Origin of the sequence: Ramlibacter sp. MMS24-I3-19, from assembly GCF_050320135.1 — a bacterium.
Lineage (GTDB): Bacteria > Pseudomonadota > Gammaproteobacteria > Burkholderiales > Burkholderiaceae_C > Ramlibacter.
In genome coordinates this window covers 3,972,769-3,998,137 of the sequence record NZ_CP190017.1, presented here as the reverse complement: position 1 = coordinate 3,998,137, position 25,369 = coordinate 3,972,769, and the positions used below count along the sequence as shown (strand labels likewise).

The window sequence follows — 25,369 nt, the reverse complement described above, 5'->3', positions numbered from 1 at the left end:
CGGCTCATGCGCTGACCTTTCTCGAGGAGTTGTTCGGGGAGCCGAGTTCGGCGTAGATGTCGAGCAGCTCGTCGACGCGATGGCTGCAGCTGTGGCGCGCCAGGATGGTCTTGCGGCCGTGGTCGGCGAGCGTGCGCGCCAGCTCGCGGTCGCCGAGCACGGCCTTCAGGTGCTCGCGCATCTGCGCGCCATCGCGGGCGACCAGGAAATCCGCACCGGGTTCGAACAGGCCCTCGCAGTCGTCCCAGGGCGCGGAGACCAGCGGGATGCCGCAGGCCAGCGCCTCGAACACGCGGATCGTCGGGATGCCGGGCAGGGCCCGCACATACGGACGGCGCGGCACGTGCACGGTGACGCCATATTTCGCGAACACGGTCGGCGCTTCGTAGTTGGGCAGCCAGTTGCCGTAAGCGATGCCGGCTTCCTTCAGCGCGGCAAGCGCGTGCTCCGGATAGCGCACGCCATGCACCTTGGCCTTCAGCCCGATCGCCTTCACTGGCTCCAGCAGGTACTCGTGCAGTTCGGCGGTGCGCTCTTCATCGCCCCAGTTGCCGATCCAGACGAGATCACCCTCGCGTGGTTGTGAAGGCAATGGCTTGAACACCCGCGTGTCCGCCGCCTCGTGCCAGGTCCAGGCCCGCTCGGCCCAGCCGTGCTTGCGATAGAGGTCCCGGATGACCGAGCCGAACGCCAGCACGCCGTCGTAGTGGCGCAGGTCATACGCCGCCATGCTCTTCGCGTCGGTGACGCTGCGGTGGTGCGTGTCGTGGAACAGCAGGCGGTAGCCGCCGTGCGCGTGCCGGTGCTCGCCGATGCGCTTGACCAACTGGTGGTCGTTCCACTCGTGGACGATCACCAGGTCGGCGCGATCGAGGGCTGCATCGAGGTCCAGCGTCGCCAGGTCGTAGCGCTGGCTGTCCAGTTGAGGGTAGGCGCGCGCGAAGCCTTGCAGCGGCGCCTGCCCATGCTCGGCGACGAGGTTGGCGAGGCTCCATGCATCGGCCGGCTCGTGCACGACGACCTCGTGGCCGCGCGCCAGCAGGTCGGTGCAGACGCCCCGCAGGAAATGGGCGTTGCCGTGGTTCCAGTCGGAGAGCAGCGAATGGCAGAACAGCACTACGCGCACAGCAGGGCCTCCGACGGTGACTCGCGGAACGCCGGCGCCAGCGTGCCGTAGGCCTGCAGGCAGGCGTCGGCCATGCGCTCGGCCGTGTAGCGCAGCCCGCGCTGGCGTGCAGCCAGTGCGAGGCGCGTGCGCTCGGGCTGGTCGGCGATCAGGCGTGCGAGCGTGCGGCGCAGCGCCTCGTGGTCGTCGGGCGGCACGTAGACGGCCGCATCGGCCCAGACCTCGCGCAGGCTCGGGATGTCGCCCAGCACCAGCGCGCAGCCCGAGAGCCCGGCCTCCAGGATCGACAGGCCGAACGGCTCGTAGCGTGCCGGAAGCGCGTAGATCGACGCTGCGGCCATGCGTCGCGCGATGTCGTGCGCCGGCAGCTCGCCGAGCGCCTCGGCATGCACCGGCCGCAGCTGGCGGCCGTCCGGATGCGCGCACGAGCCGGCGATCTTCACCGGCCACGGCAGGTCGGCCGCCACCGCGTCGAGGGCCGCGATGTTCTTGGCTTCGTCCCAGAAGCGGCCGGCCGAGAACACGTGGTGCAACTTGCCGCCGGGGCGGAACTGCGTGGCGTTGCGGCCGTTGGGCAGCACGCACGCATTGCGCTGCCGCCCATAGTGGCGGGTGACGACGCGCAGCATCGCGGCGGTGGGGGCCGCGACCATGTCGGCGCCGGCGAGACCCTCGGTGACGCGCGCGCGGTATGTCGACCATGCAGCGGGCGCGGCCTGGCCGTGCACGGCGCGCCACCACGAGAGGACATCCGAGTGCGCGACCACCAGCTTGGGTGCCATGAACGGCAGCGCGCCGAACGCGAACTGGTTCAGGTGCACCAGGTCCGGCTGGATCTCGCGCTCCAGGCCCAGCAGCCAGTGGCCGGCGAGGTCGACGTCGTCCCAGGGATCGTTCATCCACTCGAGCCGCCATTCGGAGGCGTGCAGCGTGAGGCCGCGGCAGCCGGCCACCTGCAGGCGCTGGTGCGATCGCAGCGGCGCGCCCATGGTGGCCAGGTGCACGTCGATGCCGCGCCGCGCCAGCGTGCGGGCCAGGTCGACGGCATAGGTCCAGACACCGCCGACGGTGTCCGTGGTCAGGAGGAGCGTGGGGCGTTTGTCACCGGGCATAGATGCCGTCCATCACGGTGGCCACCTGCACCAGCGATTCGATCGCCGGCTCGTAGCGCGCGCCGGCCTGCAGGCGCCGGGCCCAGTCGACCACCGCGCGGCCGCCCCAGGCGTCGGGTGGCTCGGCCAGCACGGTGGTGCGGGTGCCTTCGTAGCGTTCGCCGACGAAGTCGAAGAACGAGCCATTGCGGTTGCGCAGCGAGGCGCCGCCGCGGCTGCCGTGGAAGTGCGCCTCGATCACGGCGTCGCGGCCGGCCGAGATCTCCCACGAGCAGGCCAGCCGCACCGTGGTGCCGGTGGCCAGGTCGAACTGCGCCTCGGCGTAGTCCTCGACTTCATCGGCCCCCGCGGGCAGCCGCCGGCCATGCGCATACAGGCTGCTGCGCACCTGCGTCACCTGCGGTGCGCCCAGCACCCACAGGGCGAGGTCGACGAGGTGCGTGCCCAGGTCGATGGCACAGCCGCCACCGGCCAGGCGCATGTCGCGCGCCCAGCCCTTGTTGGGGCCGTACGCGTTGTGGAACACCAGGTCGACGGCGTAGACGTTCCCGATCTCGCCTTCGACGATGCAGTTGCGGATGCGGCGCATCGCCTCCGTGTGCCGGTAGGAGAGATCGCAGCCGAGCAGGCGGTCGGCCTTGCGCGCCGCATCGAGGATGGCGCGCGTTTCCTGCGCGGTGCGGGCGAGCGGCTTCTGGCAGAAAACGGCCACGCGCCTGTCGAGCGCCTGCAGGCATTGCTCGGCATGCATCGCGCTGGGCGTGGCGATCACGACACCGTCGAGGCCCTGGGCCAGCAGGGCGTCGAGGTCGTTCACGACCGCAGCCTGTGGCGCCAGCTCGCGCACCTTGGCCTGCACCTCGGGAGAGGGATCCGCGAAGGCGACGACCTCGCAGGCCTTGTCGACGAGCAGGGCCTGCATGCGGTTCTGGCCGATCCAGCCGAGCCCCAGGAAGCCGAGTTTGGGGAGCGCGCCCGTCATGCCAGCACCAGCGCTTTCATGAAGCCCTGCGGCCGGTTGCGGGTGAGCTCCAGCGCTTCGCCCAGCCTGTCGAGCGGCAGCCGGTGCGTGTAGAGCGGCTCGGGGTCGAGCACGCCTTGCTCCATCAGCGACACGGCCTCGCGCATGCCCTCGATGTAGGCCTGCGGATCGCGTTCGTGGGCGTTGATGACGTCCAGCCCGCGCCAGTTCCACAGCTGCACGTTGACCTGCCGCATGCCGTCCTGGTGGTAGCCGGCGATGACGAGGCGGCCGCGGACGGCGCACATCTCGCTGGCCAGCTGCAGCGGCCACTCGAGGCCGGTGCACTCGATCACCCGCTCGCACCACTGCTCGTCAGTGAGCTGCTTGACCTGCTCCAGCACCTTGTAGTGGTCGTCCATCACCACCGTGTGCTGGGCGCCAAAGCGCTTGGCGAACTCGAGCGAGTCCTGTCGCCGCGACACCGCGATCACGCGTGCGCCGGCATGCGTGGCCAGCTGGGTGAGCAGCGCGCCGAGGAAGCCGATGCCGACGATGGCGACGGTCTGGCCGGCCTTGATCTCGCTGCGCCGGAAGATGTTGACGGCGCAGCCCAGCGGCTCGCCCGGCACGGCCTTGCCGGCCAGCGACGCCGGCAGCTTCACCACCGCCTTGGCTTCCGCGATGTCGTATTCCGCATGGGCGCGGTACGTGAGGGCGGCGACGCGGTCGCCGACCTCCAGCCCGGTGACGCCATCGCCGAGCGCGGCGACGCGGCCCCAGCCTTCATGGCCCGGGCCGCCCGCGGCCTGCGGGTACTGGAACCACTCGCGGCCTTCCCACACCGGAAGGCTCGAGGCGCACACACCCGAGCCTTCCAGCCGCAGCAGCACCTGGCCTTGGCCCGGCTCCGGTCGCGCCGCATCCTGCAGTTGCGCCTGTTGCGGCGCCGTGATCACGCATGCCTGCATTCCCATCCCTTGTTCACACCTTCTCAATTCGCATGGACGACGTGGAGCGCCGGCGAGCCGACGGGCTTGCGGTGGGCCTGCAGCCATTCGTGGAGGCGCGCGATGCCCTCGGGCGCGCGCACCTTGGCGCGCCAGCCGGTGGCCTGTTCGAAGCCGCGCGTGTCGCTGACGTAGTAGCGCTGGTCGCCCGTGCGCCAGCCGTCGAACGTGGTCGCGGGCCGGCGGCCCTGCAGGGCCTCGATGCGATCCAGCAGGTCCACGAGGCTGATGGCGTTGGACGGGCCGCCGCCGATGTTGAAGGCGCGGCCGGCCAGCTTGCTGCCGTTCTGCTCGGCCAGCAGGAAGGCATTGACCAGGTCGTCGATGAACAGGACGTCGCGCACCTGCTTGCCGTCGCCGTAGATCGTGATCGGCTCGCCGCGCAGCGCGCGCAGGATGAAGTGCGCCACCCAGCCCTGGTCCTCGGTGCCGAACTGGCGCGGGCCGTAGATGCAGCTCATGCGGAACACCATGGTCTGCAGGCCGTAGCTGCGCGCGTAGTCCAGCACGTACTGGTCGGCGCTGCCCTTGGAACACCCGTACGGGCTGTGGAAGTCCAGCGGCCGCGCCTCGGAGACGCCGCGAGCCCGCACCGAGAGATCCGTGGGCTGGTAGTGCTGGCCGACGGCCTGCAGTTCCAGGTCGGCCAGGTCGCCATAGACCTTGTTGGTGGACGTGAGCAGCACGAAGGGCGGCACCGGTCGCGCGCGCACGGCCTCCAGCACGTTCAGCGTGCCTTGCGCGTTGACGAGGAAGTCCTCGCGCGGCAGGTCGAGGCTCGTGGTCACGGCCACCTGGGCGGCGAAGTGGTAGACCTGCGTGGTGCCGGCGACGGCCTGCGTCACCGCCTTCTCGTCGCGCACGTCGGCGTTGACGACCTGCAGGCGCTCGCCATGCTGCTCGCGCAGCCACTGCAGGTTCTGCTCCACGCCGGGGCGCGACAGGTTGTCGAGGATGCGCACCTTGCGCCCCGAGCCCAGCAGGCGGTTGGCGAGGTTGCTGCCGATGAAGCCGGCGCCGCCGGTGATGAGGGTGAGTTGTTCTGACATCAGCGCCACTCCCAGGAAATCGAGGCGGTCCCTGCCGCCGACGCGCGACTCATACGGTGAGGCCCCGTGCGCTCAGTTCGGCGCTGGCCTGGGCCACGCGATCGACCGCGGCCTGTCCTTCCAGCCATGCGGCCAGTTCGGCCATGCCGTCGTCCAGCATGACCTGCGGCTGGTAGCCCAGCACGCGCTGTGCCTTGCCGATGTCGGCGAAGCAATGGCGGATGTCGCCCACGCGGTACTTGCCGACGATCTCGGGCGCGATGTGCTCCTTGCCCATCACGCGCGCCAGGCGCGAGGCCACCGCCTGCACCGTCTGCGGCTTGCCGCTGCCGATGTTGAACACGTCGCCCGCCGCCTGTGGCGTCTCGAGCGCGAGCCGGCATCCACGCGCCACGTCGTAGACGCTGACGAAGTCGCGCTGCTGCAGGCCGTCCTCGAAGATCTTGGGTGCGCTGTCGTTCATGAGGCGCGAGGCGAAGATGGCCAGCACGCCGGTGTACGGATTCGACAGTGCCTGCCGCGGTCCGTACGCATTGAAGAACCGCAACGCGACCGCCGGGAAGTTGTAGGCCCGGCCCGTCATCAGGCACATGCGTTCCTGGTCGAACTTGGAAAGTGCATACACCGAGGCCAGCGTCGGCTGCTTGGTCTCGGGCGTGGGCACCGGCTCCAGCACGCCGCCATGGCCGTCGTCCAGTTCCCATGAGGCGCGCTTCAGCTGGTCCAGCGAACGCTCGCCGCCTTCGCGCACCTGGCCCTTCGAGTCGCGGTACAGCCCTTCGCCGTAGAGGCTCATGCTCGAGGCGACGACGAGCTTGCGTCCGGGGTTGGCGATCATGGCCTCGAGCACGACGGCCGTGCCCAGGTTGTTGACGCGCGTGTAGTGCGCCAGCTCGTACATGCTCTGGCCGACGCCTACCGCGGCGGCGAAGTGGAACACCGCGTCCACGCCTTGCAGCGCCTTGGTCACCGCTTCCTTGTCGCAGACGTCGCCCACCTGCAGTTCGACCTCGGGGCTCAGGTAGTCGGGCCGGCGGCGCTGCTCGCCATGCACCTGAGGGTCGAGGCAGTCGAGCACGCGGACGCGATACCCGTGGGCGAGGAGCTCGTCGGCCAGGTGCGACCCGATGAACCCGGCGCCCCCCGTGATCAACACATGCTGCATGGAGACTCTTCCTTCTTTTAACGACTGAGGAAATGTTATGTGCTCGCTTCTCGGCAGTGGGGCGATTGCAAACGCAACGGGAGAAAAAAAGATGCTTGGATGAGCAGGAAAACTGCAATGCCGCGCCACTGCTCTCGGTAGGATGCATCAAACCCCCTCGCGGCTGGGGCGCAAAGGAGAGATGCATGTCCAAGATTCGGGTGGCGATCATCGGCGTGGGCAACTGCGCCTCGTCGCTGGTGCAGGGTGTCGAGTTCTATAGAAACGCGGAACCTGATGCATTCGTTCCCGGATTGATGCATGTCGAGCTTGGCGGCTACCACCCGCGCGATATCGAATTCACCGCGGCCTTCGATGTCAGCGCGCACAAGGTGGGGCTCGACCTCGGCGAGGCGATCTATGCCGAGCCAAACAACACGATCCGTTTCGCCGACGTTCCCAGGCTCGGCGTTCCCGTGTCACGCGGCATGACGCACGACGGGCTGGGCAGCTACCTCAAGGACGTGGTGCCGAAGTCCACCGCCAGCACGGACGACATCGTCGGCATCCTGAAGTCGACGAAGACCGACGTGGTCGTCTCCTATCTGCCGGTCGGCTCGGAGATGGCGACCAAGTGGTACGTGGAGCAGGTGCTCGAAGCCGGCTGCGCCTTCGTCAACTGCATCCCGGTGTTCATCGCGTCGCAGCCGTACTGGAACAAGCGCTTCGCGCAGCGCCGCCTGCCCATCATCGGCGACGACATCAAGAGCCAGGTCGGCGCCACGATCGTCCACCGCATCCTCACCGACCTGTTCAGGAAGCGCGGCGTGCGGCTGGATCGCACCTACCAGCTGAACTTCGGCGGCAACACCGACTTCCTGAACATGCTGGAACGCGAGCGCCTCGCGTCCAAGAAGATCTCCAAGACGCAGGCCGTGACCAGCCAGCTCGGCAACCCGATGCAGGCGAAGGACGTGCACGTCGGGCCCAGCGACTACGTGCCATGGCTGCAGGACCGCAAGTTCTGCCACATCCGCATGGAAGGCACGGGCTTCGGCAACGTTCCCATGAGCTGCGAGGTGAAGCTCGAGGTGTGGGATTCGCCGAACTCCGCGGGCGTGGTGATCGACGCGATCCGCTGCGCCAAGATCGCGCTCGATCGCGGCATCGGTGGCGCGCTGAACGGCCCTTCGGGCTATTTCATGAAGTCGCCGCCGCTGCAGTACACCGACGACGAGGCGCGCGAGCTGGTCGAGGCGTTCATCCGCGGCGACGACACCACCGCGCCAGCCCCGCGCAGCGCTCCCGTGGACGAGGCGCCCGCCAGCACCGACGAGACCACCATCAACGCACAGAAAGCCGACTGACTCCACCATGATCGAAGCCGTCAAGTTCTGGAACGAGCCGAACAACAAATCCCATTGGGACCTGGAGCTCGATCCGGGCTGGGTGAAGTACGCGCAGATGGTGCAGCTGGCCGCATCGGCGGTGAAGGCCGAGAGCCCGGCGCTCACGCGCGTGCTCGGGGGCATCTCGCCGATCGACCCGGGCTTCATGCAAGGCCTGATCGCGCAGGGCGCGCTGCGCGACATGAATGCCGTCGCAGTGCACGGCTTCCCGCTGGACTGGAACCATTGGCAGATCCAGGAGTGGCCCGACAAGCTGGCCGAGATCCAGGCGGTGACGCCGCTGCCCGTGTGGGTGACCGAGGTCGGCGTGTCCACTTTCGGCGCCGAGGAGGTGCAGGAGTGGGGCCTGAAGCGCACGGCAGAACTGCTGATCGGCCGGGCGCCTCGCATCCACTGGTACTCGCTGTACGACCTGCCCAAGGCCTGGCCTGCCACCACGCGCCATCGCGAGGCCGAGGGCTCCAGCTACTACCGCCACTTCCACATGGGCCTGCTGCGAGAGGACGGCAGTCCCAAGCTGGTCGCGCGCCACTTCCACGAATTCGCGCCCGAGCTGGGCATCTGCCAGTGGTTCCACTACGAGGACCACCGCCTGGACGACGCCGTGCGCTGGCTCAAGCGGCTGGGCGTGCGCAAGCTGCGCACCGGCCTGTCGTGGGCCGACAGCTTCCGGCCCGACGCGGACGCCTGGTTCGACCGGCAGATGGCGGCGCTGGAGGACTTCGACGTCACCGTCACCTTCTGCTTCACGCCCGAGCACCGCGGCCTGCAGCCGCACCACACCAGCGCTCCGCAGGTGCCGCAGGAGTTCGCGGACTTCTGTGCCCGCATGGTGCGGCGCTACGCCTCCGCGCAAGGAGCCGCGGTGGGCGACACGACATCCGCCATCGCTGCCGTGGCGTGACCCGCTTCCTGCTGGTGCGGCATGCGTCGCACGACTGGCTCGGCCGCGGCATCGCGGGCCGGCTGGGTGACGTGTCGCTCAACGCGCAGGGCTGGCTGCAGGCCGAGGCCCTGGTCGGCCGGCTCGAGGGCCGCGAGATCCACGCAATGTACAGCAGCCCGCAACCGCGCACGATGCAGACCGCGGCGCCGTTGGCAGGACGCCGCAAGCTGAAGGTGCAGGTCGCGCCGGCGTTCGACGAGATCGACTTCGGCCAGTGGACCGGCCGCGAATTCGCGACGCTCGACGGTGATCCGGCGTGGAAGCACTGGAACGAGCACCGGGGCAGCGCACGGGCGCCGGGCGGCGAGGCCTTCGCCGACGTGCAGCAGCGCGCGGTGCATGCGGTCGAGCAGCTGCGCACCCGGCACCCGGACCGCACCGTGCTCGTTGTCTCGCATGCCGACGTGATCAAGGCCATCCTCGCCACCGCGCTGGGCATGTCGCTGGACCTGCTCGAACGCTTCGAGATCGCGCCCGCGTCGGTCAGCGTGCTGGACGCGGGCGAGGGGTGGGTGCAGGTGAAGCTGGTGAACGAGGTGGACTGAGGACGAGCCTCACGGCTTCTCCTCGCCCTCCCGGTACGCCTCGTCGATCTGCTGCGCCAGTTCGTCCGGCCTGGTGGCCTGCACCAGTACGCCGACTTCCGGGTCGTCGCCCCGCCTTGCCCCGACCTGGCGGGCGATGTCCTCCAGCAGCAGCAGCATCTTGGAGTTCTCCTGTTCGGCGAGCAGGTTGATCTGCAGGTCCAGCTGGTTGCGCCGCTCGGCCACGCGCATCTGGTAGTTCTGGCTGATCAGGACGAACGACGACAGGAAGATGGCTTCCACCGACGCCCACATGGTGAGGAAGGTGAAGGGGAAGGGGTCGATGCGCAGGTCCTTCGGCGCGAGCGTGTTCCACAGCACCCAGACGACCAGGGCGGTGAAATGCGCGAGCACGAAGCCGATGTGGCCGCAGGCGCGGGCGACGAGGTCCGCCACCCGGTCGGCGACGCCCCGCTTGCGGTTCTCCAGGTCGTCCAGCTGGCGCATCGCCGCGACGTTGGCGCGCGTGACGTCCGCCACCTGGCGCGCGTTGCGGTTGCCCGCTTCCGGGCGAGGTTCGTTCATCCGGGCACTGTGGAGCGTGCCGGGGCCGCGGCAGGTCGGCCGGTTGCCGATGTTGCCGTCGGTGTGCACGTCGGCGCCAGCAACCGCCGGGTGACCTCTGCGAGCAGGCCGTCCCAGTCGCCGGGCCTCGGCTGGCGCAGGAGGCGCATCGACGGATACCACGGCGTCGTGTCCTCGTGCGAGCCCCAGCGCCAGTCGGCATGGTGCTTCAGCAGCAGCCAGGTCGGGCGGCCCAGCGATCCGGACAGGTGGGCCGGCATGCCGTCGACCGAGATGACGAGGTCCATGGCCAGCATCGCGGCCGCTGCGTCCTCGGCCTTCGCCGTCCTGTGCCACAGGGGTTCGATGCGCCAGCCCGCGGCGTCCATGGCCCGTGCTGCCGGTCCCTGCTGCAGCGAGAACCAGCGCACATGCGGCATGGCCAGCAACGGCTGCAGCGCGTGCAGCGGCACCGAGCGGCTGGTGTCCCACTCGCTGGCCGCCCAGAGCAGTGCGACGCGCAGGCGGCCGCTGCCGTCATCCAGCTCCCGCATGGGATCGACATGCGCGGCGAACGGCAGTGGCGCAGCGAGCGCGGCCGGGCTTGATCGCAGCGCGTACGCCAGTTCCATCACCTCGACCTCGAGTTCGTGCGCGGGCCAGTCGGGACCGGCCCAGCCGTCATGCACCTGGCCGAGACCCGGCACGCGTCGCAGCAAGCCGAGCAGATGCGGCTGGGCCATCACGTGCAGTTCGCGTGCGCGCCGCGCCAACGCCGGCAGGAAGCGGGAGAACTGCAGCGTGTCGCCGAGGCCGTGCTCGCAGCGGACCAGCACCGAGCGGCCATCGAACGGCGTGCCGTCCCAGACCAGGTGGTGCGGCTCGCGCACGAAGCCTGGCTGGTGTTGCGCGTGCCTTCGCGCCGCCTCCAGCTGGTCGGTGCAATGCCACGCCGTGGACCAGTCGCCCGCACGCATCGCCGCTTCCCAGCGGGCGCCGAGGACCCCGGCCGCTTCAGCCTGCACGGAAAGTCAATGGATGCCCTTGAGCATCTCGTCGAACCACGCGATGGTGCGCACGAGGCCCTCGTGCAGCTGCACGTGCGGCTCCCAGCCGAGCTTCTCCTGCGCGGTGTGGATGTCGGGCCGGCGCTGCTTGGGATCGTCCTGCGGCAGCGGCTTGAACACGATCTTCGAGCGCGAATTGGTGAGGTTGATCACCTGCTCGGCCAGCTGCAGGATCGTGAACTCGCGCGGGTTGCCCAGGTTGATCGGGCCGGGCAGCGGCCCCTCGTGCGCCATGAAGCGCACGAAGCCTTCGATCAGGTCGTCGACGAAGCAGAAGCTGCGGGTCTGCTCGCCGGCGCCGTAGATGGTGATGTCCTCGCCCTGCAGCGCCTGCACGATGAAATTGCTGACCACGCGCCCGTCGTTGGGATGCATGCGCGGGCCATAGGTGTTGAAGATGCGCGCCAAGCGCACGTCCACGCCGTACTGCCGGTGGTAGTCCATGAACAGCGTCTCGGCGCAGCGCTTGCCTTCGTCGTAGCAGCTGCGCGGGCCGATCGGGTTGACGCGGCCCCAGTAGCCCTCGTTCTGCGGATGCACGTCGGGGTCGCCGTAGACCTCGCTGGTGGAGGCCTGGAACACGCGGGCCTTGGCGTGGTGGGCCAGGTTCAGCACGTTGATCGCGCCGTGCACGCTGGTCTTGATGGTCTGCACCGGGTTGTGCTGGTAGTGCACGGGCGACGCCGGGCAGGCCAGGTTGTAGATCTCGTCGACCTCCACCACCAGCGGCATGGTGACGTCGTGCCGCATCAGGTCGAAGCGCGGGTGGTCCAGCAGGTGCTCGATGTTGCGGCGTGCGCCGGTGAAGAAGTTGTCGACGCACAGCACCTCGTGGCCTTCACCGAGCAGGCGCTCGCACAGGTGGCTGCCCAGGAAGCCGGCGCCACCCGTCACGAGGATCTGGCTGCGGCCGTTGTATCTGCGCATTCGTGACTTCTCCCTTGGCAAAGGTTTGTACCTTGGGGGATTTATAGAGAAGTACGTCATTGCCGTGGGGCGATCGAGACTCAGCGGGGAAGGTTTTTTTTCTGCTGAGTCTTCTCCGCGCCCCGGAGTGCGGGGTTGTGCACGCGAACGCACAGGATGATGCAACCGAGGCGTCCGCTGAGCTTCTTTCGCGGTGTCTCGGCCATATAACAGCGGCATGGCTCTGACTCAGGAATCCCTGTCGCGCGCGGCGCGGCGCAAGGCCCAGCGCGCGCAGGACAAGGTCAAGGCGGCCGAGCAGCATCTCGGCTCGGCCAATCGCACGCTGCGGCGTGCCATCCCGCGCAAGGACGTGCAGGAGATCGCCGAAGCCGCGGAACAGACGGCCGTGGCGGAGGAGGAAGTGCGCGAAGCGGCGCATGAACTCGAGGCGGTGAACGAACTGCTCGACGGAAGCCGACCCGTTGCAGGCCATGGCGGCGCGTCGGGCGAGGGCGTGCGCAGCCTGCTGCCGTACCTCGGCAAGCGCTGATCTTCTCGCCCCCCGTGTCATGCCGGGCTTGACCCGGCATCCAGCAGCGGCGGATGTTCCAGCGCGGGTCTGGATTGCCGGTCAAGCCCGCAATGACAGCCCGGTGCGCGGATTCCGGGAGAATGCGCGTTTTCCATCGCACGGCGCACATCCCATGACCTATCCCAACACGCAGCTCTTCATCGACGGCAAGTGGCAGGACGCCACGGACGGCAAGACCCTGGCCGTGTTCAATCCGGCGACCGGCAAGGAGATCGGCCGCGTGGCCCATGCGTCCAAGGCCGACCTGGACAAGGCACTCGCGGCGGCGCAGAAGGGCTTCGAGACCTGGCGCGACATGACCGCCGCCGAGCGCAGCAAGATCATGCGCAAGGCCGCCGGCCTTATGCGCGAGCGCGCCGAGGCGATCGGCAAGCTGCTGACGCAGGAGCAGGGCAAGCCGCTCGCGGAAGCCAAGGGCGAGGCCCTGGCCGCCGGCGACATCATCGAATGGTTCGCCGAGGAAGGCTTCCGCGTCTATGGCCGCATCGTTCCTTCGCGCTGGAACCTGTCGGTGCGGCAGATGGTGGTGAAGGACCCGGTCGGTCCGGTCGCCGCGTTCACGCCCTGGAACTTCCCGATCAACCAGGTGGTGCGCAAGGTTGGCGCCGCGCTGGCCGCTGGCTGCTCAATGCTGGTGAAGGCACCCGAGGAAACGCCCGCGGGTCCTGCCGAACTGATCCGCGCGTTCCAGGACGCGGGCCTGCCGCCCGGCGTGCTGGGCCTGGTCTACGGCAACCCGGCCGAGATCTCCAGCTACCTGATCCCGCATCCGGTGATCCGCAAGATCACGTTCACCGGCTCGACGCCGGTGGGCAAGCAGCTGGCCGCGATGGCCGGCCAGCACATGAAGCGCGTGACGATGGAACTGGGCGGCCACGCACCGGTGATCGTGTGCGAGGACGCCGACATCGCGCTGGCGGTGAAGTCGGCCGGCGCCGCCAAGTTCCGCAACGCGGGCCAGGTGTGCATCTCGCCGACGCGGTTCCTGGTGCACGAGAGCATCCGCGCCGAGTTCGCGCAGGCGATGGCCAAGTACGCGCAGGGGCTGAAGGTCGGCGATGGCCTGGCCGAGGGCACGACGATGGGCCCGCTGGCCAATCCGCGCCGCCTCACCGCGATGGCCGAGATCACCAAGGACGCCGTGGAGAAGGGCGCCAAGGTGCTGGTGGGCGGCAGCCGCATCGGCGACGCCGGCAACTTCTGGCAGCCCACCATCCTGGACGAAGTGCCGGTGGGCGCGAAGGTGTTCAACGACGAGCCGTTCGGCCCGGTCGCCGCGATCCGTCCGTTCGACAAGCTCGAGGATGCGATCGCCGAGGCCAACCGCCTCTCGTTCGGCCTGGCGGGCTATGCCTTCACGAAGTCGCTGAAGAACGCCGACCTGCTGACCCGCCGCGTCGAGGTGGGCATGCTGTGGGTGAACATGCCCGCGATGCCTTCGGCCGAGATGCCGTTCGGCGGCGTCAAGGATTCGGGCTACGGCTCGGAAGGCGGCCCCGAGGCGCTCGAGGCCTACCTCAACGTGCGCTCGGTCGCCGTCGCGAACGTCTGACGCTTCGCGTGTGCCTGATGCTCAGCGTGCTTCCAGGGGCACGGTGAGCGTCACCGACGCCTTGTGGTTGGCGTCGGAGTCGGTCTCCACGCCGGTCGCCAGGCTGGCACGGCGTGCGAGGTCGAAGCGCGTTCCCACCATCACCGACGACCACGGCTGCTCCACGTCCCAGCGCAGCTGGTGCGTGTAGCGCGCTTCCAGCCGCGCGCGCGGCAGCACCCGCCACTCGGTGCCCAGGCGCATCCCGGCGCGCGGCTCCAGGCCGCCCGACGACGACACGTAGCCACGCTCCGCGGCATCCACGGCGGCGGTCCAGCGCGTGATGCTGGTGGAGCGGGTCAGCTCCAGATCCCAGCGCGAGCCTTGCGTGAGGTCCGTCCTCGCGTTGGACACGAGCGCCTGCGCGCTGCTGCCATCGCCGAGCGCCTGTCGCAGCTCCAACTGCTGGCTCTTGCGCACGGGCGTCCTCTCATCCTCGGTGCGGGCCGTCAGCGCACCCAGCTGCGCGCTCCACGCGGCAGCCGTGCCGCCGGCCTCCAGCTCGCGCAACTGCACCTGGCCGCCGAAGACCTTCGAGGGCAGTTCGAAGGTGGTGTCGCCGCGCTGGAAGCGGCGTTCGTCGTGCGGCTCGGCACGGACCGTGGTGCGCAGGGTGCCCGCCGGCGTGGCCACCGAGCCATCGAAGCGGCTGGGCGGGGTCGGATCGTCGGCCGCGCCCAGGCGCTCATAGCCGATCCGGACGCCCGGGACCGGCGCCATCTCGGCACGGCTGGGCACGGTCTGCGCACGCGCGTGCGTGGCCACGAGCACGAGGCTCATGGCGGCGGACATGCAGCAGGTGTGAAGCAGCAGGCGGGGCATGGCAGTTCCTGGAGGCCATGGTAGAGCCAGACACGCGCGATGCACATCTGTGACAAGGTGTTCAGCGATCAGCTGCGCCGGGCGTGAAGCATGTCGCGCTTGCGGGCGTGTGAGTCGACAGCCGGTAGAGTCGGCGCATGCAATGGCTTCTCTCGCGCGTCTCCCGCCATCCCCGGGGGGCCACCATCGTCGGCAAGGCGCTCCTGCTCGCCGGCAGCATCCTCATCGTGGCCGCGGTGTTCGCGCGGGCCGGGCTCGTGAACGCGAATGCGGAGCGGGCGCAGGCCAAGCTGCCACCGCTGCACACCGTGGCCGAGGTCTATCCGCAGTACCCGACGTGGCTGGTTCCAGAGGGGCCGGTCGGCTTCACGGTCGCGGCAGTGCTGGTGCTCGCGGGCATGGGCCTCACGTTGCTGGCCGAGAAGGCGGGCAAGCGCAAGCGCCGCTGAGACAGGGCCAGGCACTGACCGGGTAGAACTAGCAGGGCCGTCCTGGTCCGTACGGGTTCGTCCTGATGGGAAACACCCCGGCCACTTTCACACTGGTCCGGACACGCCCGACTGCGTGTTCCCGCAGAGGGACCAGCAAGCACTCTGCAACCTCGTAGCCACCAAGAGCAACCAGGAGACCAGGCATGAAGCACCTTCTTTCGTCCATCGCGCTCGCCGCGCTTTGCTGCGCGGGCCTGCCGGCCATGGCGCAGCCGACACCCACTTCGCCCTCGCCAAAGCCGGCGGCACCTGCGGACGCGACACCCAAGCAGGATGAACCGGGCTGGGCCAAGGGGCGCCCGAAATCCGACACGGCCATGAAGATGGCGCCCGTGCCGGCGTTCCCCATCCCCACGTCGCCGGACAAGCTGCCGACGAAGAAGTTCAAGCTGCCGCCCGGCTTCAAGGTGGAGACCTGGGCGTCCGGCGTGCTCGACGCACGCGAGCTGCGCCAGGGCGACAAGGGCAACGTGTTCGTGAGCTCGCTGTTCGTCGCCAACAAGGTGTACGTGATCCCCGAGAAGGGCGACCACAAGGCCAAGGTCCTGATCGACAACATGCCGTACGCCACCGGCATCGCCTTCCACAAGGGCAGCCTCTACCTCGGCACGAACAAGAAGATCGTGCGGTACGACAACGTCGAGGACAACCTGGACAAGCTGGGCGAGCCGAAGGTGCTGAACGACAAGCTGCCCGGCGGCGACGACCACAGCTGGAAGTACTTCCGCATCCACGACGAGAAGCTGTACTACAACATCGGCGCGCCCTGCAACATCTGCGATCCCGGCGAGTACGCCAAGATCTACCGCATGAACCTCGATGGCAGCAACATCGAGACCATCGCCTCGGGCGTGCGCAACACGGTGGGCTTCGACTTCGATCCCAAGACCGGCGACCTCTGGTTCACCAACAACGGCCGCGACTGGATGAGCGAGGAGATCCCGAACGACACGCTCAACCACGTGCCCAAGGCCCAGTTCGGCAAGCTGCACTTCGGCTACCCGTACTGCCACCAGGGCAACATCCCGGATCCGGAGTTCGGCTGGGGCAAGTCGTGCGATGACTATGCCAAGCCGGCCGCGCTGCTCGGGCCGCACGCGGGCTCGCTGGGCATGACGTTCTACACGGGCAAGATGTTCCCGGCCAAGTACCAGGGCGCGATGTTCATCGCCCGCCATGGTCCCTGGAACCGCACCAAGAAGTACGCCGACATCCAGGTGGCCCGGCCTGACGGCAAGGGCGGCGCGAAGCTCGAGACCTTCATGACCGGCTTCGTCGAGAACAACAGCTACCTGGGCCGGCCGGTGGACTTCCTGGTGATGAAGGACGGCTCGCTGCTGGTGAGCGACGACCACGCCGGCGCGATCTATCGCATCACGTACACCGGCGGGAAGTGACGGTGCGACGCTGGACCGCAGGCCTCGCGGCCTGCGCCGCGGTGCTGGCGATGGTGGCCCTGCCACCATTCGCCGGCGCGCAGGACAAGAGCCGCGGCAGCAAGAAGGGCGCTGCCGCCGACAGCGCCCCGGCGTCCAAGGCGGCGGCCGCTCCCGACTACGCGCAGCGCTTCGCCGCGGTGTGCGCTTCCTGTCACGGGGCCAATGGCCGCAGCGACATGGCGGGCACGCCGGTGCTGGCGGGCCAGCCTTCGCTCTATGCGATCACGCAGCTGTTCCTGTTCCGCGAGGGGCGGCGCGACAACGCCGCGATGACCACCGTGGCCAAGACCCTGAGCGACGACGACATGCGGGGCTTCGCCGATTACATCGGCACGCTGCCGCCGGTGCCTGCGCCAGCTCCGGCCACGCAACCCGATGCGGCGCGCATGGCCAAGGGCCGGCAGCTGGCGGACCAGCACAGGTGCACCTCCTGCCACGGCGCCGACCTGGGCGGCGGCCAGCAGGTGCCGCGCATCGGTGGGCAGAAGGAGGAGTACCTGCAGGCCAGCCTGCACGGCTTCAAGTCGGGCAAACGGCCGGCGTACACGCAGGCCATGGTGTCGGCGGTGAGCCAGGTGCCGGTCGAGGACCTGGACACCCTGGCGTACTACGCCGCGCACTTCACGGCACCGGCCGGCAAGTAGCGCGCACCGCGCCTGCGCGGCGAAGGCGCGGTCAAGCGTGCGCCATCAGTTCGGCCTTGCGGGCCTGCAGTTGCTGCGCCAGCTGCTGCAGGTCCAATCCCTTCGCCTTGCGCGCCTCGGGGAACATCTTCTCGCGCTCGTCGTTCACGTGGTGCAGGATCGCGTCCTCCAGGTCGAGCATCAGCTTGTCGTCGACCTGCGCGGCCTCGATGCGGTGCACCAGGTCCATTGCCTCGCGGTGCTCCTTCTGCGAGTGCTGAACCATCTGCTGGTCGCCGGTGGCCTGGCGGAACGCCGGATAGAACACCTCGTCCTCGATGCGCGTGTGCACCGTGAGCTCCTGGCAGATCTGCTGCGCCAGCGTGCGCTTGTGCGACTGGTCGTGCGCGGCCTTGTATTGCTGGAACAGGCGCTCGACGTTCCTGTGGTCCTCGTCGAGCAGATCGATCGCGTCATCCTGGACAGGCATGGCATCTCCTTCGTGGCTGATGCCATGCAAGCTACGCCTGCGCCCCGCGCGCAGGCCATCGGGGTGCGATGGCGGTTGCCGTAGTCGCGCGCCTACGCGCGGTCACCTGCCGAGGCGCGTGCGGCCCAGCCGCCTGGCATTGCTCACGGCCTTGCGGTGCACGGGAACGAGGGCCGCATTCGCCATCGCCGCCGAGGTGGCGAGCGACCGGCCGGCCAGGCTGCTGGTCGACATCAGCCCGGGCAAGGTGCCGGAGAAGAACGCGCGCCAGGCGGCGAGCGTGAACGACTGCTGGGCGCGTGCCCACTGCTGCCACGCGGCCATGCAGGCCTGGGTGAACGCGACCTGCTTCTCGACCACCATGCCGGTGAACTCCTTGCGATCGCGCCCGGACAGCGTGGGGCCGGCAACGGCCATGCGCTGGAGGCGGTGCGCGATGACCTGCGGCGCCGCGAAGGCAAGTTCAGCGGTGCGGCGGGCCGTGGCGGCGGAATGGCGGGATCGAGGCATGGAGGGGCTCCTTGGAAAAGTCGCGGCGCATGAGGCAGGTGCTGCTTCCGCTCGCGGCCTGCCCACCCTAGCATGCTGCCTGGCCACCAACGATCGGAGCGCTTCCATGGACGATGAAGTCTTCAACCTCAGCCTGCGCAAGTTCCTCAAGACGGTCGGCGTCGGGTCGCAGCGCGAGATCGAGCTCGCGGTCGCGGCCGCGCTGCGCGCACAGGAGGTCAGCGGCAGCGAGACGCTGCCGGCCAAGATGACCCTCGAAATCCCGGCGCTGAAGCTGCGCGTGCACTTCGAGGGTGCGATCAAGCTGCAGTGAACGCCTGCGGAGTCCGGGTCACCACGGATGGGGCGGCGCTGGCGGGCGGGCAAACTGGGTCCGTTCGTCACCTGCAGGGAGGACCGCATGAGAACACGTGCCAATGCATTGGTGCTCTGGACCCTGGTCGCCGGCGCCTCCGGCGCGCTGACCGCCTGCGGCGGCGGAGGTGGCGGGAGCGGATCGTCCACCGACAGCGGATCACGCTCGGTCTCGGCTCCGGCGCCCCCGACACCACCCGATGCGCGCAGCGGCACCTACACGATGGTGGCCGCGGACGCGCACGAGTACAGCCTGGCGCTCGACTTCGACGCGACGACCTACCACGTGACCGGCAACGGCGTGGACCAGAGCGGTGCGATCCAGGCCGATGGCGCGGCGTACGACTTCCTGCCCGGCAACGCCAGCGGCGTCAGCGGCAGTCCGACGACGCGGTTCTCGTACGCGGCCAGCACGGTGGTTGGCGAATTCGTCCTGGCCGGCGGCACCGTGCCCTTCATCGCATCGCGCACGTTCGCCACCAGCCTGCCGACGTCCACGCTGACGTTCAACATGCTGGGCCGCACCGTGGACACGGCCGCCGGCACCGCCGACACCACCATCCAGCAGGGACAAGTGACGGCCGACGGCCGCCTGCTGACCTGCGATGACATCAACGTCGTCGAGATCAGGGCCTGCCCCGCGGCTTCGCTCACCAGCGGCGCGCTGAGCATCTCCGGCGACGTGATCACCGCAGCCACGTCCGGCGGCAACATCCCGTTCCGCCTCGCCACCGTCGGCACCGACACGGTGTTCCTGCGGTCCAGCGTGTCGCTGGGCACCACGCGCCGCTTCATCGTCGGCCTGCCGGCGGCCTCCACCTTCACGGCCGGCACGTTCGCCGGCGGCACGACCGAGCCGGCCTGGGGCTCGGTGACGCTCGGCACGACGGCGTTCGCCAGTACCGGCGTGTCGCCGGCGGGTGTCACCACCACGCGAACCGGTACCGCTTCGCCACGCGGCGCCGTCAATTCGCTGGCCAGCCTGCTGTTCGTGCAGACGTCTACCGCCGGCGATTTCTACGCCACCGCAGGCGGGCAGATCGGCGCCGTGGTGGCCGTGCGCAGCAGCGCGTTCGCGCCGGGCTTCATGGCGCTGGGCATGCGGCAGTAACGGGCGCGGCCGGGCGCGTCGCCGGCGTGTGGTCTGATGGAGGGCCGCGCTCCCGCCGTTTGCCCGCATGCCCGAGAAGTCTCCGATCCCACAGGCGACCAGCGCCTGGTGGACCCTTGCCGTCACCCTCGCCATCCAGGCCCTCGTGTCGATGGCGGTCATCACCGTGCCGGTGCTTGCGCCCGCGCTCGGCGCGGCGCTGGCGGTGTCGCCCACGCTGGTGGGTGTCTACATCGCCATGGTCTACGCGGCGGCGATGCTCGCCAGCCTCAGTGGTGGCGCGGTGGTGGCGCGCTTCGGCGCGATCCGCGTCAGCCAGATGTGCCTGGTGCTGTGCGCGGCCGGCCTTGCGATCGGCGCGCTGCCGTCCGTGGCCGCGGTCGCGATCGGCGCCGTGCTGGTCGGCCTGGGCTATGGGCCGGTGACGCCCGCCAGCTCGCACCTGCTGGCCCGCAGCACGCCGGCCCATCGCATGTCGCTGGTCTTTTCCCTCAAGCAGACCGGCGTGCCGCTGGGCGGCGTGCTGGCCGGTGCGCTCGTGCCGCTGCTCCTGGGCTTCGGCTGGCAGGCGGCGCTGCTGTGCGTGGCGATCGCCAACCTGGCCTGCGCGCTGGTGGCGCAGCCGCTGCGGCGCGAGCTTGATGCAGATCGCGATGCGCGACAGCCCTTCGTCGTCGGCCATCTCGCCAGGCCGATCCGGCTGGTGCTGTCGCACGCGGAACTGCGCCGGCTGGCCGGTTGCTCTCTGGTGTTTTCGATCGCGCAGCTGTCGCTCACCACGTATCTCGTCACCTATCTCACCGCCACGCTGGGCTATGCACTGGTCGCCGCCGGCCTGGCCCTGTCGGTGTCGCAGTTCGCCGGCGTCGGCGGACGCATCGCGTGGGGCTACGTGTCCGACCGCTGGCTGGGCGCCAGGCGCACGCTGGCCGGCATGGCGGTGTTGATGACGCTCGCGGTCCTGGCCACGGCGCTGCTTCCCGTGGGCACGTCGCCGACGCTCGTGCTGGTGGTGCTGGCGGTGTACGGCATGTCGGCGATCGGCTGGAACGGCGTGTACCTGGCGGAGGTCGCGCGCCAGGCGCCGGCGGGACAGGCGAGCCTGGCCACCGGTGGCAGCCTGGCCTTCACCTTCCTCGGCGTGGTGCTGGGGCCGCCAGTGTTCGGTGCGCTTGCCGGCCTCACCGGCAGCTACCGCGCGGGCTTCGGTGCCGTGGCGCTGGTCCTGCTGGCGTGCGTCGTGGTGCTGTGGCGCGGCGTGTCGTGGTCGCGCACTCAGGCCGGCACCGTGTAGTTGAGCGTCATCCGCCCGCCGTCGACCACCACGATCTCGCCCGTGACGTAGCTCGATGCATCGCTGGCCAGCCAGGCCACCGCATCGGCGATCTCGGCCGGCTCGCCCAGGCGCTTCATCGGCGTGCGGCTCATGATGCGCTGGCGCGCCTCGTCGCTGGTGAGCACCGCCTTGGCGGCGAGTTCGGTGGCGATGGTGCCGGGCGCCACCGCATTCACGCGCACGCCCTTGTCCGCCAGCGCCAGCGCCATCACGCGCGTGAGCTGGTTGATGCCGCCCTTGCTCACGTTGTAGCTGGCGATGGTCGGGATCGCGAGCACGCCGTTGACCGAGCTCATGTTGACGATCGCGCCGCGACCCGCCGCGGCCATCACCCGCGCGACGGCCTGCCCCATGAGGAAGGCGCCCTTGAGGTTCACGCGCAGCACGGCGTCGAAGTCGGCCTCGGTGACCTCCAGGAAATCGGCGGCCTTGAAGATGCCGGCGTTGTTCACCAGCACGTCGATGCGGCCGTGCGCGCGCATCACCTGGTCGACCACCGCGTCGACCTGCGCCTTGTCCCCGACGTCGCAGGGGACGAACAGGCCACCGAGCTCCTTCGCCAGCGCCTGCCCGCGATCGATGGCGACGTCGGCGATGACGGGCACCGCGCCTTCGCGTGCGAAGCGGCGCACGCACGCTTCGCCGATTCCTTGCGAGCCGCCGGTGACGATGCAGACGCGGCCCTGCAGGCCGAAGGAGATGGCGGGGTTGGCCGGGGCGGTCATGCGTGTCCTTTCAGGTCCGCCGGTCAGGCGCGCAGCGTGCCGTTGTGGGCCGCGATGAACTCGTGCGCGCGGTTGCGCAGCGACTCGATCGCGATGCCCGGTGTGTAGAGCGCCGAGCCGATGCCGAAGCCGTCGGCACCGGCGGTGCGATAGGCCGCCATGCTCGCGGGCGTGATGCCGCCGACGGGCAGCAGCAGTGTCTCGCGCGGCAGCACGGCGCGGATCGCCTTCACCACGTGCGGCCCGATCATCTCGGCCGGGAACAGCTTGAGCCCGGTCGCGCCGGCTTCGAGTGCCGCGAAGGCTTCGGTCGGTGTGGCCACGCCCGGTAGCGACACGAGGTCGAGGTCGCGCGATTCGCCCACCACGTCGGCATCGAAATTGGGCGACACGATGACGCGGCCGCCCGCCGCCTGCACGGGCCCGACTTCGGCGCGGCGCAGCACCGTGCCGGCGCCCACCCAGGCCTGCGGAAAGGCATGCGCCAGGGCCGAGATGCTCTCCAGGGGCTGGGGCGAATTCAGCGGCACTTCGAGGATGCGAAAGCCTGCGTCCAACAGCACGCGGCCGACGGGCACCGCTTCGGCCGGCGTGAGGCCGCGCAGGATCGCGATCAGCGGGCAGGCCGCGAAGGCGGCTTCGAATGTGGCAGGAGCGGTCATGGCGAATCCAGGGTGTCGGCCAGCGCGGCCAGGCCGCGCCAGGTGGCCTCGTCGCCGAGCGCGGGCGCGTGCAGGCCGTAGGTGGTGAACGCGAGCCGGTAGCGGTGCGTGAGTGCGTCGTTGCCCACCAGCACCGGAGAGACGCTGCTGTTCTCGAGGCGGTGGGCGCGCAGCTCCTCGCCGATCACCAGGCCCGACAGGTAGCTGGGCAGCGCGGCGTCGGGCAGGCGGGCGAAGAGGGCCAGCGTGCGCGCGCTGAACGCGGCGTGCAGCAGGCTTCCGGCGTGGCGCGCCTCGACCACGCCGCGCACGAACGCGGCTTCATCGAGCGGCCCGTCCTCGGGGGCAGCGTGCGGCCCAGGATCGAATGGCGGCGCAGCAGCGCGTAGACCTCGCCCGTCATGAAGGTCGCGAAGTCGCGCAGGCGGCCTTGTTCCACCCACGCCCATTTGCTGTGCGTCCCCGGCAGCACGAACACGCCGTCGTCCACGCCGAGCAGCTGCATGGCGCCGAACACCTGCACCTCCTCGCCGCGCATCACGTCGGGCACGTCGTGCATGTCGGTGCTCAGGCCCGGCACGATGCCCACGCGCAGCCCGCCGGGCGCGTCGGGCACCCACGCGATGCGCGCGGCCAGCGCTCGGAAATCGGCGGGACAGGGACAGTAGGGCGCCTCGATCCAGCCTTGCCGGCTGCCCACCATGCCGCTGGCCAGGCACAGCGTGCCGGGCGCGAGCCGCCAGTGCGCCACCGCCGCCTCGAAGGCGGCAGGGAAACCGCCGAAGGGCACATGCAGGATGCCGGCGTCGGAGCGGTGCTGCTCGACGACCTGGCCGCCGACGATGCGGGCCACGCGCAACGAGGACGTTCCCCAGTCGAGCGCGACGAAATCGGGCATGGTCTGGTGCGGAAGCCGTCAGGACTCCCAAACGCAGAGGACGCAGAAGAACGCAGAGGACGCAGAAGAAGACATCGAAGGAATTTCTCGTCTTTTCTGCGTCCTCTGCGCTTGCTCTGCGCTCTCTGCGTTTGGGTGTTCGAGTTTCAGTGGTTGTCGCGCGGCACGAAAGCGCCGCGCTTGCCCACCAGGAAGTCCAGGTCCACGCCCTGGTCGGCCTGCAGAACCCGGTCGATGTACAGCTTCCAGTAGCCCGACTCCAGCGGTGGCTTGGGCGGGGTCCAGGCCTGCAGGCGGCGCTGCAGTTCCTCGTCGCTGATGTGCAGCTGGATGCGGCGGTTCGGCACGTCCAGCTCGATGATGTCGCCGTTCCTGACGACCGCGAGGGGGCCGCCCGCGGCCGCCTCGGGCGCGGTGTGCAGCACCACCGTGCCGTATGCCGTGCCGCTCATGCGGCCGTCGCTGATGCGGACCATGTCGGTGATGCCCTTGCGCAGCACCTTGGGGGGCAGCGGCATGTTGCCGATCTCGGCCATGCCCGGGTAGCCCTTGGGGCCGCAGTTCTTCAGCACCATCACGCAGGTCTCGTCGACGTCGAGGTTCTCGTCGTCGATGCGCTTGTGGAAGTCCTCGATGTCCTCGAACACCACCGCACGGCCCTTGTGCACCATCAGCTCGGGCGTGGCGGCGCTGGGCTTGATGACGGCGCCGCGCGGTGCGAGGTTCCCGCGCAGCACCGCGATGCCGGCGTCGGCCTTGAACGGCTTGTCCAGCGGCTGGATCACCTCGGTGTTGTAGTTCACCGCGTCGGCGATGTTCTCCCCGATGGTCTTGCCGTTGGCCGTGATCGCGTCCAGGTGCAGGTGCTGGCTGATCTCCTTCATCACCACCGGCAGGCCGCCGGCGTAGCAGAAGTCCTCCATCAGGTGCTTGCCCGAGGGCTGCAGGTTCAGGAGGCAGGGCAGGTGGCTGCCCAGCTTGTCGAAGTCGTCGATCGACAGCTCCACGCCGATGCGGCGCGCGACGGCGACCAGGTGGATCACGGCGTTGGTGGATCCGCCGATGGCGGCCAGCGTCTTGATCGCGTTCTCGAACGCCTGGCGCGTGAGGATCTTCGACAGCTTCAGGTCCTCGTGGACCATGTCGACGATGCGCCGGCCGGCCATGCGCGCGATCACGTTGCGGCGGCCGTCGACGGCCGGATACGCCGCGTTGCCCGGCAGGCCCAGGCCCAGCGCCTCGACCATGCTGGCCATCGTGGACGCCGTGCCCATGGTCATGCAGTGGCCGTGGCTGCGGTGCATGCACGACTCCGCCTCGAAGAAGTCCTGCAGCTTCAGCGTGCCGGCGCGCACCTGCTCGCTCATGCTCCACACGCCGGTGCCCGAGCCCAGTTCCTGGCCGCGCCACTTGCCATTGAGCATCGGGCCGCCGGACACGCCGATCGTCGGCAGGTCGACGCTGGAGGCGCCCATCACCAGCGAGGGCGTGGTCTTGTCGCAGCCCATGAGCAGCACGACGCCGTCGATGGGGTTGCCGCGGATGGATTCCTCGACATCCATGCTCGCCAGGTTGCGGTACAGCATGGCGGTGGGGCGCAGCAGCGTCTCGCCGAGCGACATCACCGGGAATTCGAGCGGGAACCCGCCGGCCTCGTACACGCCGATCTTCACCTGCTCCGCGAGGGTGCGGAAATGCGAGTTGCAGGGCGTGAGCTCGCTGAACGTGTTGCAGATGCCGATGACGGGGCGGCCGTCGAACTGGTCGTGGGGCACGCCCTTGCCCTTGACCCAGCTGCGGTAGGCGAAGCCGTCGCGGTCCATGCGGCCGAACCACTGCTGGGAACGGAGCTCTTCGGGTTTCTTCTTGCGGGGGGTATCAGACATGGTGTCGGGATGATGACT

At 69.4% G+C, this 25,369-nt stretch carries 28 protein-coding genes; 11 read left to right on the top strand and 17 right to left on the bottom strand.

The features are described 5' to 3' along the window. Positions 1-4: 4 nt before the first annotated feature. The 6 genes from ACPWT1_RS19760 to ACPWT1_RS19735 are packed head-to-tail and all read right to left on the bottom strand — an operon-like array spanning position 5 to position 6,423. A complete protein-coding gene (locus ACPWT1_RS19760) occupies positions 5-1,126 on the bottom strand; it encodes a CgeB family protein (protein WP_427912836.1) in 1,122 nt (373 codons plus the stop codon). After that, a complete protein-coding gene (locus ACPWT1_RS19755; protein ID WP_427912835.1) occupies positions 1,117-2,238 on the bottom strand; it encodes a glycosyltransferase family 4 protein in 1,122 nt (373 codons plus the stop codon). Before ACPWT1_RS19755 ends, ACPWT1_RS19760 begins: the two co-directional genes overlap by 10 nt. Then, a complete protein-coding gene (locus tag ACPWT1_RS19750) occupies positions 2,228-3,220 on the bottom strand; it encodes a Gfo/Idh/MocA family protein (protein ID WP_427912834.1) in 993 nt (330 codons plus the stop codon). The genes ACPWT1_RS19755 and ACPWT1_RS19750 overlap by 11 nt, the downstream gene beginning before the upstream one ends. After that, a complete protein-coding gene (locus ACPWT1_RS19745) occupies positions 3,217-4,176 on the bottom strand; it encodes an MDR/zinc-dependent alcohol dehydrogenase-like family protein (protein ID WP_427912833.1) in 960 nt (319 codons plus the stop codon). Before ACPWT1_RS19745 ends, ACPWT1_RS19750 begins: the two co-directional genes overlap by 4 nt. A gap of 17 nt (positions 4,177-4,193) precedes the next feature. After that, a complete protein-coding gene (locus tag ACPWT1_RS19740; protein ID WP_427912832.1) occupies positions 4,194-5,258 on the bottom strand; it encodes an SDR family NAD(P)-dependent oxidoreductase in 1,065 nt (354 codons plus the stop codon). A gap of 49 nt (positions 5,259-5,307) precedes the next feature. Continuing rightward, positions 5,308-6,423, bottom strand: coding sequence for an NAD-dependent epimerase/dehydratase family protein (locus ACPWT1_RS19735; protein ID WP_427912831.1), 1,116 nt, complete (start codon positions 6,421-6,423; stop codon positions 5,308-5,310). Between the two features lie 185 nt (positions 6,424-6,608). Here ACPWT1_RS19735 and ACPWT1_RS19730 point away from each other — a divergent pair, with 185 nt between their 5' ends. Genes ACPWT1_RS19730 through ACPWT1_RS19720 form a run of 3 tightly spaced genes read left to right on the top strand, consistent with a single transcriptional unit; the run spans position 6,609 to position 9,302 of the window. Continuing rightward, entirely contained in the window at positions 6,609-7,769 is a 1,161-nt protein-coding gene (locus tag ACPWT1_RS19730) for an inositol-3-phosphate synthase (protein WP_427912830.1), read from the top strand. 7 nt (positions 7,770-7,776) lie between these two features. Further along, positions 7,777-8,715, top strand: a complete 939-nt coding sequence (locus ACPWT1_RS19725) for a glycosyl hydrolase (protein ID WP_427912829.1) — start codon at positions 7,777-7,779, stop codon at positions 8,713-8,715. Further along, the gene (locus ACPWT1_RS19720; RefSeq protein WP_427912828.1) at positions 8,712-9,302 is read left to right on the top strand and encodes a histidine phosphatase family protein; all 591 of its coding nucleotides are present in this window, start codon (positions 8,712-8,714) and stop codon (positions 9,300-9,302) included. Before ACPWT1_RS19725 ends, ACPWT1_RS19720 begins: the two co-directional genes overlap by 4 nt. 9 nt (positions 9,303-9,311) lie before the next feature. On the opposite strand, the gene ACPWT1_RS19715 is transcribed toward ACPWT1_RS19720, so the two are convergent. Genes ACPWT1_RS19715 through ACPWT1_RS19705 form a run of 3 tightly spaced genes read right to left on the bottom strand, consistent with a single transcriptional unit; the run spans position 9,312 to position 11,839 of the window. Continuing rightward, complete coding sequence (locus tag ACPWT1_RS19715; protein WP_427912827.1) at positions 9,312-9,866, bottom strand: DUF1003 domain-containing protein; 555 nt, start codon at positions 9,864-9,866, stop codon at positions 9,312-9,314. Beyond that, positions 9,863-10,870 (bottom strand): hypothetical protein, encoded by a 1,008-nt coding sequence (locus ACPWT1_RS19710; RefSeq protein ID WP_427912826.1) that lies wholly within the window; start codon positions 10,868-10,870, stop codon positions 9,863-9,865. The genes ACPWT1_RS19715 and ACPWT1_RS19710 overlap by 4 nt, the downstream gene beginning before the upstream one ends. Before the next feature lie 6 nt (positions 10,871-10,876). After that, positions 10,877-11,839, bottom strand: coding sequence for a UDP-glucuronic acid decarboxylase family protein (locus ACPWT1_RS19705; RefSeq protein ID WP_427912825.1), 963 nt, complete (start codon positions 11,837-11,839; stop codon positions 10,877-10,879). 217 nt (positions 11,840-12,056) lie between these two features. Between ACPWT1_RS19705 and ACPWT1_RS19700 the strand changes: the two genes are divergently transcribed. Continuing rightward, positions 12,057-12,371, top strand: coding sequence for a hypothetical protein (locus ACPWT1_RS19700; protein WP_427912824.1), 315 nt, complete (start codon positions 12,057-12,059; stop codon positions 12,369-12,371). Positions 12,372-12,525: 154 nt separating this feature from the next. Then, complete coding sequence (locus ACPWT1_RS19695; RefSeq protein ID WP_427912823.1) at positions 12,526-13,965, top strand: NAD-dependent succinate-semialdehyde dehydrogenase; 1,440 nt, start codon at positions 12,526-12,528, stop codon at positions 13,963-13,965. Between the two features lie 21 nt (positions 13,966-13,986). Here ACPWT1_RS19695 and ACPWT1_RS19690 read toward each other — a convergent pair whose 3' ends face one another. Beyond that, positions 13,987-14,826, bottom strand: a complete 840-nt coding sequence (locus ACPWT1_RS19690; RefSeq protein WP_427912822.1) for a hypothetical protein — start codon at positions 14,824-14,826, stop codon at positions 13,987-13,989. Between the two features lie 137 nt (positions 14,827-14,963). Here ACPWT1_RS19690 and ACPWT1_RS19685 point away from each other — a divergent pair, with 137 nt between their 5' ends. From ACPWT1_RS19685 to ACPWT1_RS19675, 3 genes are all read left to right on the top strand, one after another. Next, the gene (locus tag ACPWT1_RS19685; protein WP_427912821.1) at positions 14,964-15,275 is read left to right on the top strand and encodes a hypothetical protein; all 312 of its coding nucleotides are present in this window, start codon (positions 14,964-14,966) and stop codon (positions 15,273-15,275) included. Positions 15,276-15,460: 185 nt separating this feature from the next. Next, positions 15,461-16,714: a PQQ-dependent sugar dehydrogenase gene (locus ACPWT1_RS19680; RefSeq protein WP_427912820.1), complete on the top strand. Its 1,254-nt coding sequence runs from the start codon at positions 15,461-15,463 to the stop codon at positions 16,712-16,714. Between the two features lie 2 nt (positions 16,715-16,716). After that, positions 16,717-17,400: a c-type cytochrome gene (locus tag ACPWT1_RS19675; RefSeq protein WP_427912819.1), complete on the top strand. Its 684-nt coding sequence runs from the start codon at positions 16,717-16,719 to the stop codon at positions 17,398-17,400. 31 nt (positions 17,401-17,431) lie between these two features. Here ACPWT1_RS19675 and ACPWT1_RS19670 read toward each other — a convergent pair whose 3' ends face one another. Further along, on the bottom strand, positions 17,432-17,869 hold the full coding sequence (locus ACPWT1_RS19670) for a hemerythrin domain-containing protein (protein WP_427912818.1): 438 nt from the start codon (positions 17,867-17,869) through the stop codon (positions 17,432-17,434). Positions 17,870-17,971: 102 nt separating this feature from the next. Further along, on the bottom strand, positions 17,972-18,379 hold the full coding sequence (locus tag ACPWT1_RS19665) for a polyhydroxyalkanoate granule-associated phasin (RefSeq protein ID WP_427912817.1): 408 nt from the start codon (positions 18,377-18,379) through the stop codon (positions 17,972-17,974). A gap of 106 nt (positions 18,380-18,485) precedes the next feature. Here ACPWT1_RS19665 and ACPWT1_RS19660 point away from each other — a divergent pair, with 106 nt between their 5' ends. The 3 genes from ACPWT1_RS19660 to ACPWT1_RS19650 all read left to right on the top strand — a co-directional run bounded on the left by ACPWT1_RS19660 (position 18,486) and on the right by ACPWT1_RS19650 (position 21,138). Continuing rightward, positions 18,486-18,692: a DUF6494 family protein gene (locus tag ACPWT1_RS19660; protein WP_427912816.1), complete on the top strand. Its 207-nt coding sequence runs from the start codon at positions 18,486-18,488 to the stop codon at positions 18,690-18,692. A gap of 87 nt (positions 18,693-18,779) precedes the next feature. Continuing rightward, positions 18,780-19,844 carry a hypothetical protein gene (locus ACPWT1_RS19655; protein ID WP_427912815.1) on the top strand — a complete coding sequence of 355 codons (1,065 nt, stop codon included), beginning with the start codon at positions 18,780-18,782 and terminating at the stop codon, positions 19,842-19,844. Positions 19,845-19,911: 67 nt separating this feature from the next. Beyond that, positions 19,912-21,138: an MFS transporter gene (locus tag ACPWT1_RS19650; protein ID WP_427912814.1), complete on the top strand. Its 1,227-nt coding sequence runs from the start codon at positions 19,912-19,914 to the stop codon at positions 21,136-21,138. Here ACPWT1_RS19650 and ACPWT1_RS19645 read toward each other — a convergent pair. From ACPWT1_RS19645 to ACPWT1_RS19625, 5 genes are all read right to left on the bottom strand, one after another. Next, positions 21,120-21,905 (bottom strand): SDR family NAD(P)-dependent oxidoreductase, encoded by a 786-nt coding sequence (locus tag ACPWT1_RS19645; protein WP_427912813.1) that lies wholly within the window; start codon positions 21,903-21,905, stop codon positions 21,120-21,122. The genes ACPWT1_RS19650 and ACPWT1_RS19645 overlap by 19 nt on opposite strands. A 23-nt stretch (positions 21,906-21,928) precedes the next feature. Beyond that, positions 21,929-22,567 (bottom strand): 2-dehydro-3-deoxy-6-phosphogalactonate aldolase, encoded by a 639-nt coding sequence (locus ACPWT1_RS19640; protein WP_427912812.1) that lies wholly within the window; start codon positions 22,565-22,567, stop codon positions 21,929-21,931. Continuing rightward, positions 22,564-22,869 (bottom strand): 2-dehydro-3-deoxygalactonokinase, encoded by a 306-nt coding sequence (locus ACPWT1_RS19635; RefSeq protein WP_427915601.1) that lies wholly within the window; start codon positions 22,867-22,869, stop codon positions 22,564-22,566. The genes ACPWT1_RS19640 and ACPWT1_RS19635 overlap by 4 nt, the downstream gene beginning before the upstream one ends. After that, positions 22,752-23,465, bottom strand: a complete 714-nt coding sequence (locus ACPWT1_RS19630; protein ID WP_427912811.1) for a 2-dehydro-3-deoxygalactonokinase — start codon at positions 23,463-23,465, stop codon at positions 22,752-22,754. The genes ACPWT1_RS19635 and ACPWT1_RS19630 overlap by 118 nt, the downstream gene beginning before the upstream one ends. Positions 23,466-23,611: 146 nt before the next feature. After that, complete coding sequence (locus tag ACPWT1_RS19625; protein WP_427912810.1) at positions 23,612-25,351, bottom strand: IlvD/Edd family dehydratase; 1,740 nt, start codon at positions 25,349-25,351, stop codon at positions 23,612-23,614. Positions 25,352-25,369 lie beyond the last annotated feature (18 nt).

What these genes read in the sequence shown, in the direction of transcription:
- ACPWT1_RS19740 (WP_427912832.1), bottom strand. Translation starts at nt 5,258, where the DNA reads ATGTCAGAACAACTCACCCTCATCACCGGCGGCGCCGGCTTCATCGGC.
- ACPWT1_RS19630 (WP_427912811.1), bottom strand. Translation starts at nt 23,465, where the DNA reads ATGCCCGATTTCGTCGCGCTCGACTGGGGAACGTCCTCGTTGCGCGTG.
- ACPWT1_RS19705 (WP_427912825.1), bottom strand. Translation starts at nt 11,839, where the DNA reads ATGCGCAGATACAACGGCCGCAGCCAGATCCTCGTGACGGGTGGCGCC.
- ACPWT1_RS19700 (WP_427912824.1), top strand. Translation starts at nt 12,057, where the DNA reads ATGGCTCTGACTCAGGAATCCCTGTCGCGCGCGGCGCGGCGCAAGGCC.
- ACPWT1_RS19680 (WP_427912820.1), top strand. Translation starts at nt 15,461, where the DNA reads ATGAAGCACCTTCTTTCGTCCATCGCGCTCGCCGCGCTTTGCTGCGCG.
- ACPWT1_RS19650 (WP_427912814.1), top strand. Translation starts at nt 19,912, where the DNA reads ATGCCCGAGAAGTCTCCGATCCCACAGGCGACCAGCGCCTGGTGGACC.
- ACPWT1_RS19715 (WP_427912827.1), bottom strand. Translation starts at nt 9,866, where the DNA reads ATGAACGAACCTCGCCCGGAAGCGGGCAACCGCAACGCGCGCCAGGTG.
- ACPWT1_RS19655 (WP_427912815.1), top strand. Translation starts at nt 18,780, where the DNA reads ATGAGAACACGTGCCAATGCATTGGTGCTCTGGACCCTGGTCGCCGGC.
- ACPWT1_RS19690 (WP_427912822.1), bottom strand. Translation starts at nt 14,826, where the DNA reads ATGCCCCGCCTGCTGCTTCACACCTGCTGCATGTCCGCCGCCATGAGC.
- ACPWT1_RS19735 (WP_427912831.1), bottom strand. Translation starts at nt 6,423, where the DNA reads ATGCAGCATGTGTTGATCACGGGGGGCGCCGGGTTCATCGGGTCGCAC.
- ACPWT1_RS19750 (WP_427912834.1), bottom strand. Translation starts at nt 3,220, where the DNA reads ATGACGGGCGCGCTCCCCAAACTCGGCTTCCTGGGGCTCGGCTGGATC.
- ACPWT1_RS19730 (WP_427912830.1), top strand. Translation starts at nt 6,609, where the DNA reads ATGTCCAAGATTCGGGTGGCGATCATCGGCGTGGGCAACTGCGCCTCG.
- ACPWT1_RS19745 (WP_427912833.1), bottom strand. Translation starts at nt 4,176, where the DNA reads ATGGGAATGCAGGCATGCGTGATCACGGCGCCGCAACAGGCGCAACTG.
- ACPWT1_RS19725 (WP_427912829.1), top strand. Translation starts at nt 7,777, where the DNA reads ATGATCGAAGCCGTCAAGTTCTGGAACGAGCCGAACAACAAATCCCAT.
- ACPWT1_RS19660 (WP_427912816.1), top strand. Translation starts at nt 18,486, where the DNA reads ATGGACGATGAAGTCTTCAACCTCAGCCTGCGCAAGTTCCTCAAGACG.
- ACPWT1_RS19645 (WP_427912813.1), bottom strand. Translation starts at nt 21,905, where the DNA reads ATGACCGCCCCGGCCAACCCCGCCATCTCCTTCGGCCTGCAGGGCCGC.
- ACPWT1_RS19670 (WP_427912818.1), bottom strand. Translation starts at nt 17,869, where the DNA reads ATGCCTGTCCAGGATGACGCGATCGATCTGCTCGACGAGGACCACAGG.
- ACPWT1_RS19640 (WP_427912812.1), bottom strand. Translation starts at nt 22,567, where the DNA reads ATGACCGCTCCTGCCACATTCGAAGCCGCCTTCGCGGCCTGCCCGCTG.
- ACPWT1_RS19625 (WP_427912810.1), bottom strand. Translation starts at nt 25,351, where the DNA reads ATGTCTGATACCCCCCGCAAGAAGAAACCCGAAGAGCTCCGTTCCCAG.
- ACPWT1_RS19665 (WP_427912817.1), bottom strand. Translation starts at nt 18,379, where the DNA reads ATGCCTCGATCCCGCCATTCCGCCGCCACGGCCCGCCGCACCGCTGAA.
- ACPWT1_RS19755 (WP_427912835.1), bottom strand. Translation starts at nt 2,238, where the DNA reads ATGCCCGGTGACAAACGCCCCACGCTCCTCCTGACCACGGACACCGTC.
- ACPWT1_RS19685 (WP_427912821.1), top strand. Translation starts at nt 14,964, where the DNA reads ATGCAATGGCTTCTCTCGCGCGTCTCCCGCCATCCCCGGGGGGCCACC.
- ACPWT1_RS19695 (WP_427912823.1), top strand. Translation starts at nt 12,526, where the DNA reads ATGACCTATCCCAACACGCAGCTCTTCATCGACGGCAAGTGGCAGGAC.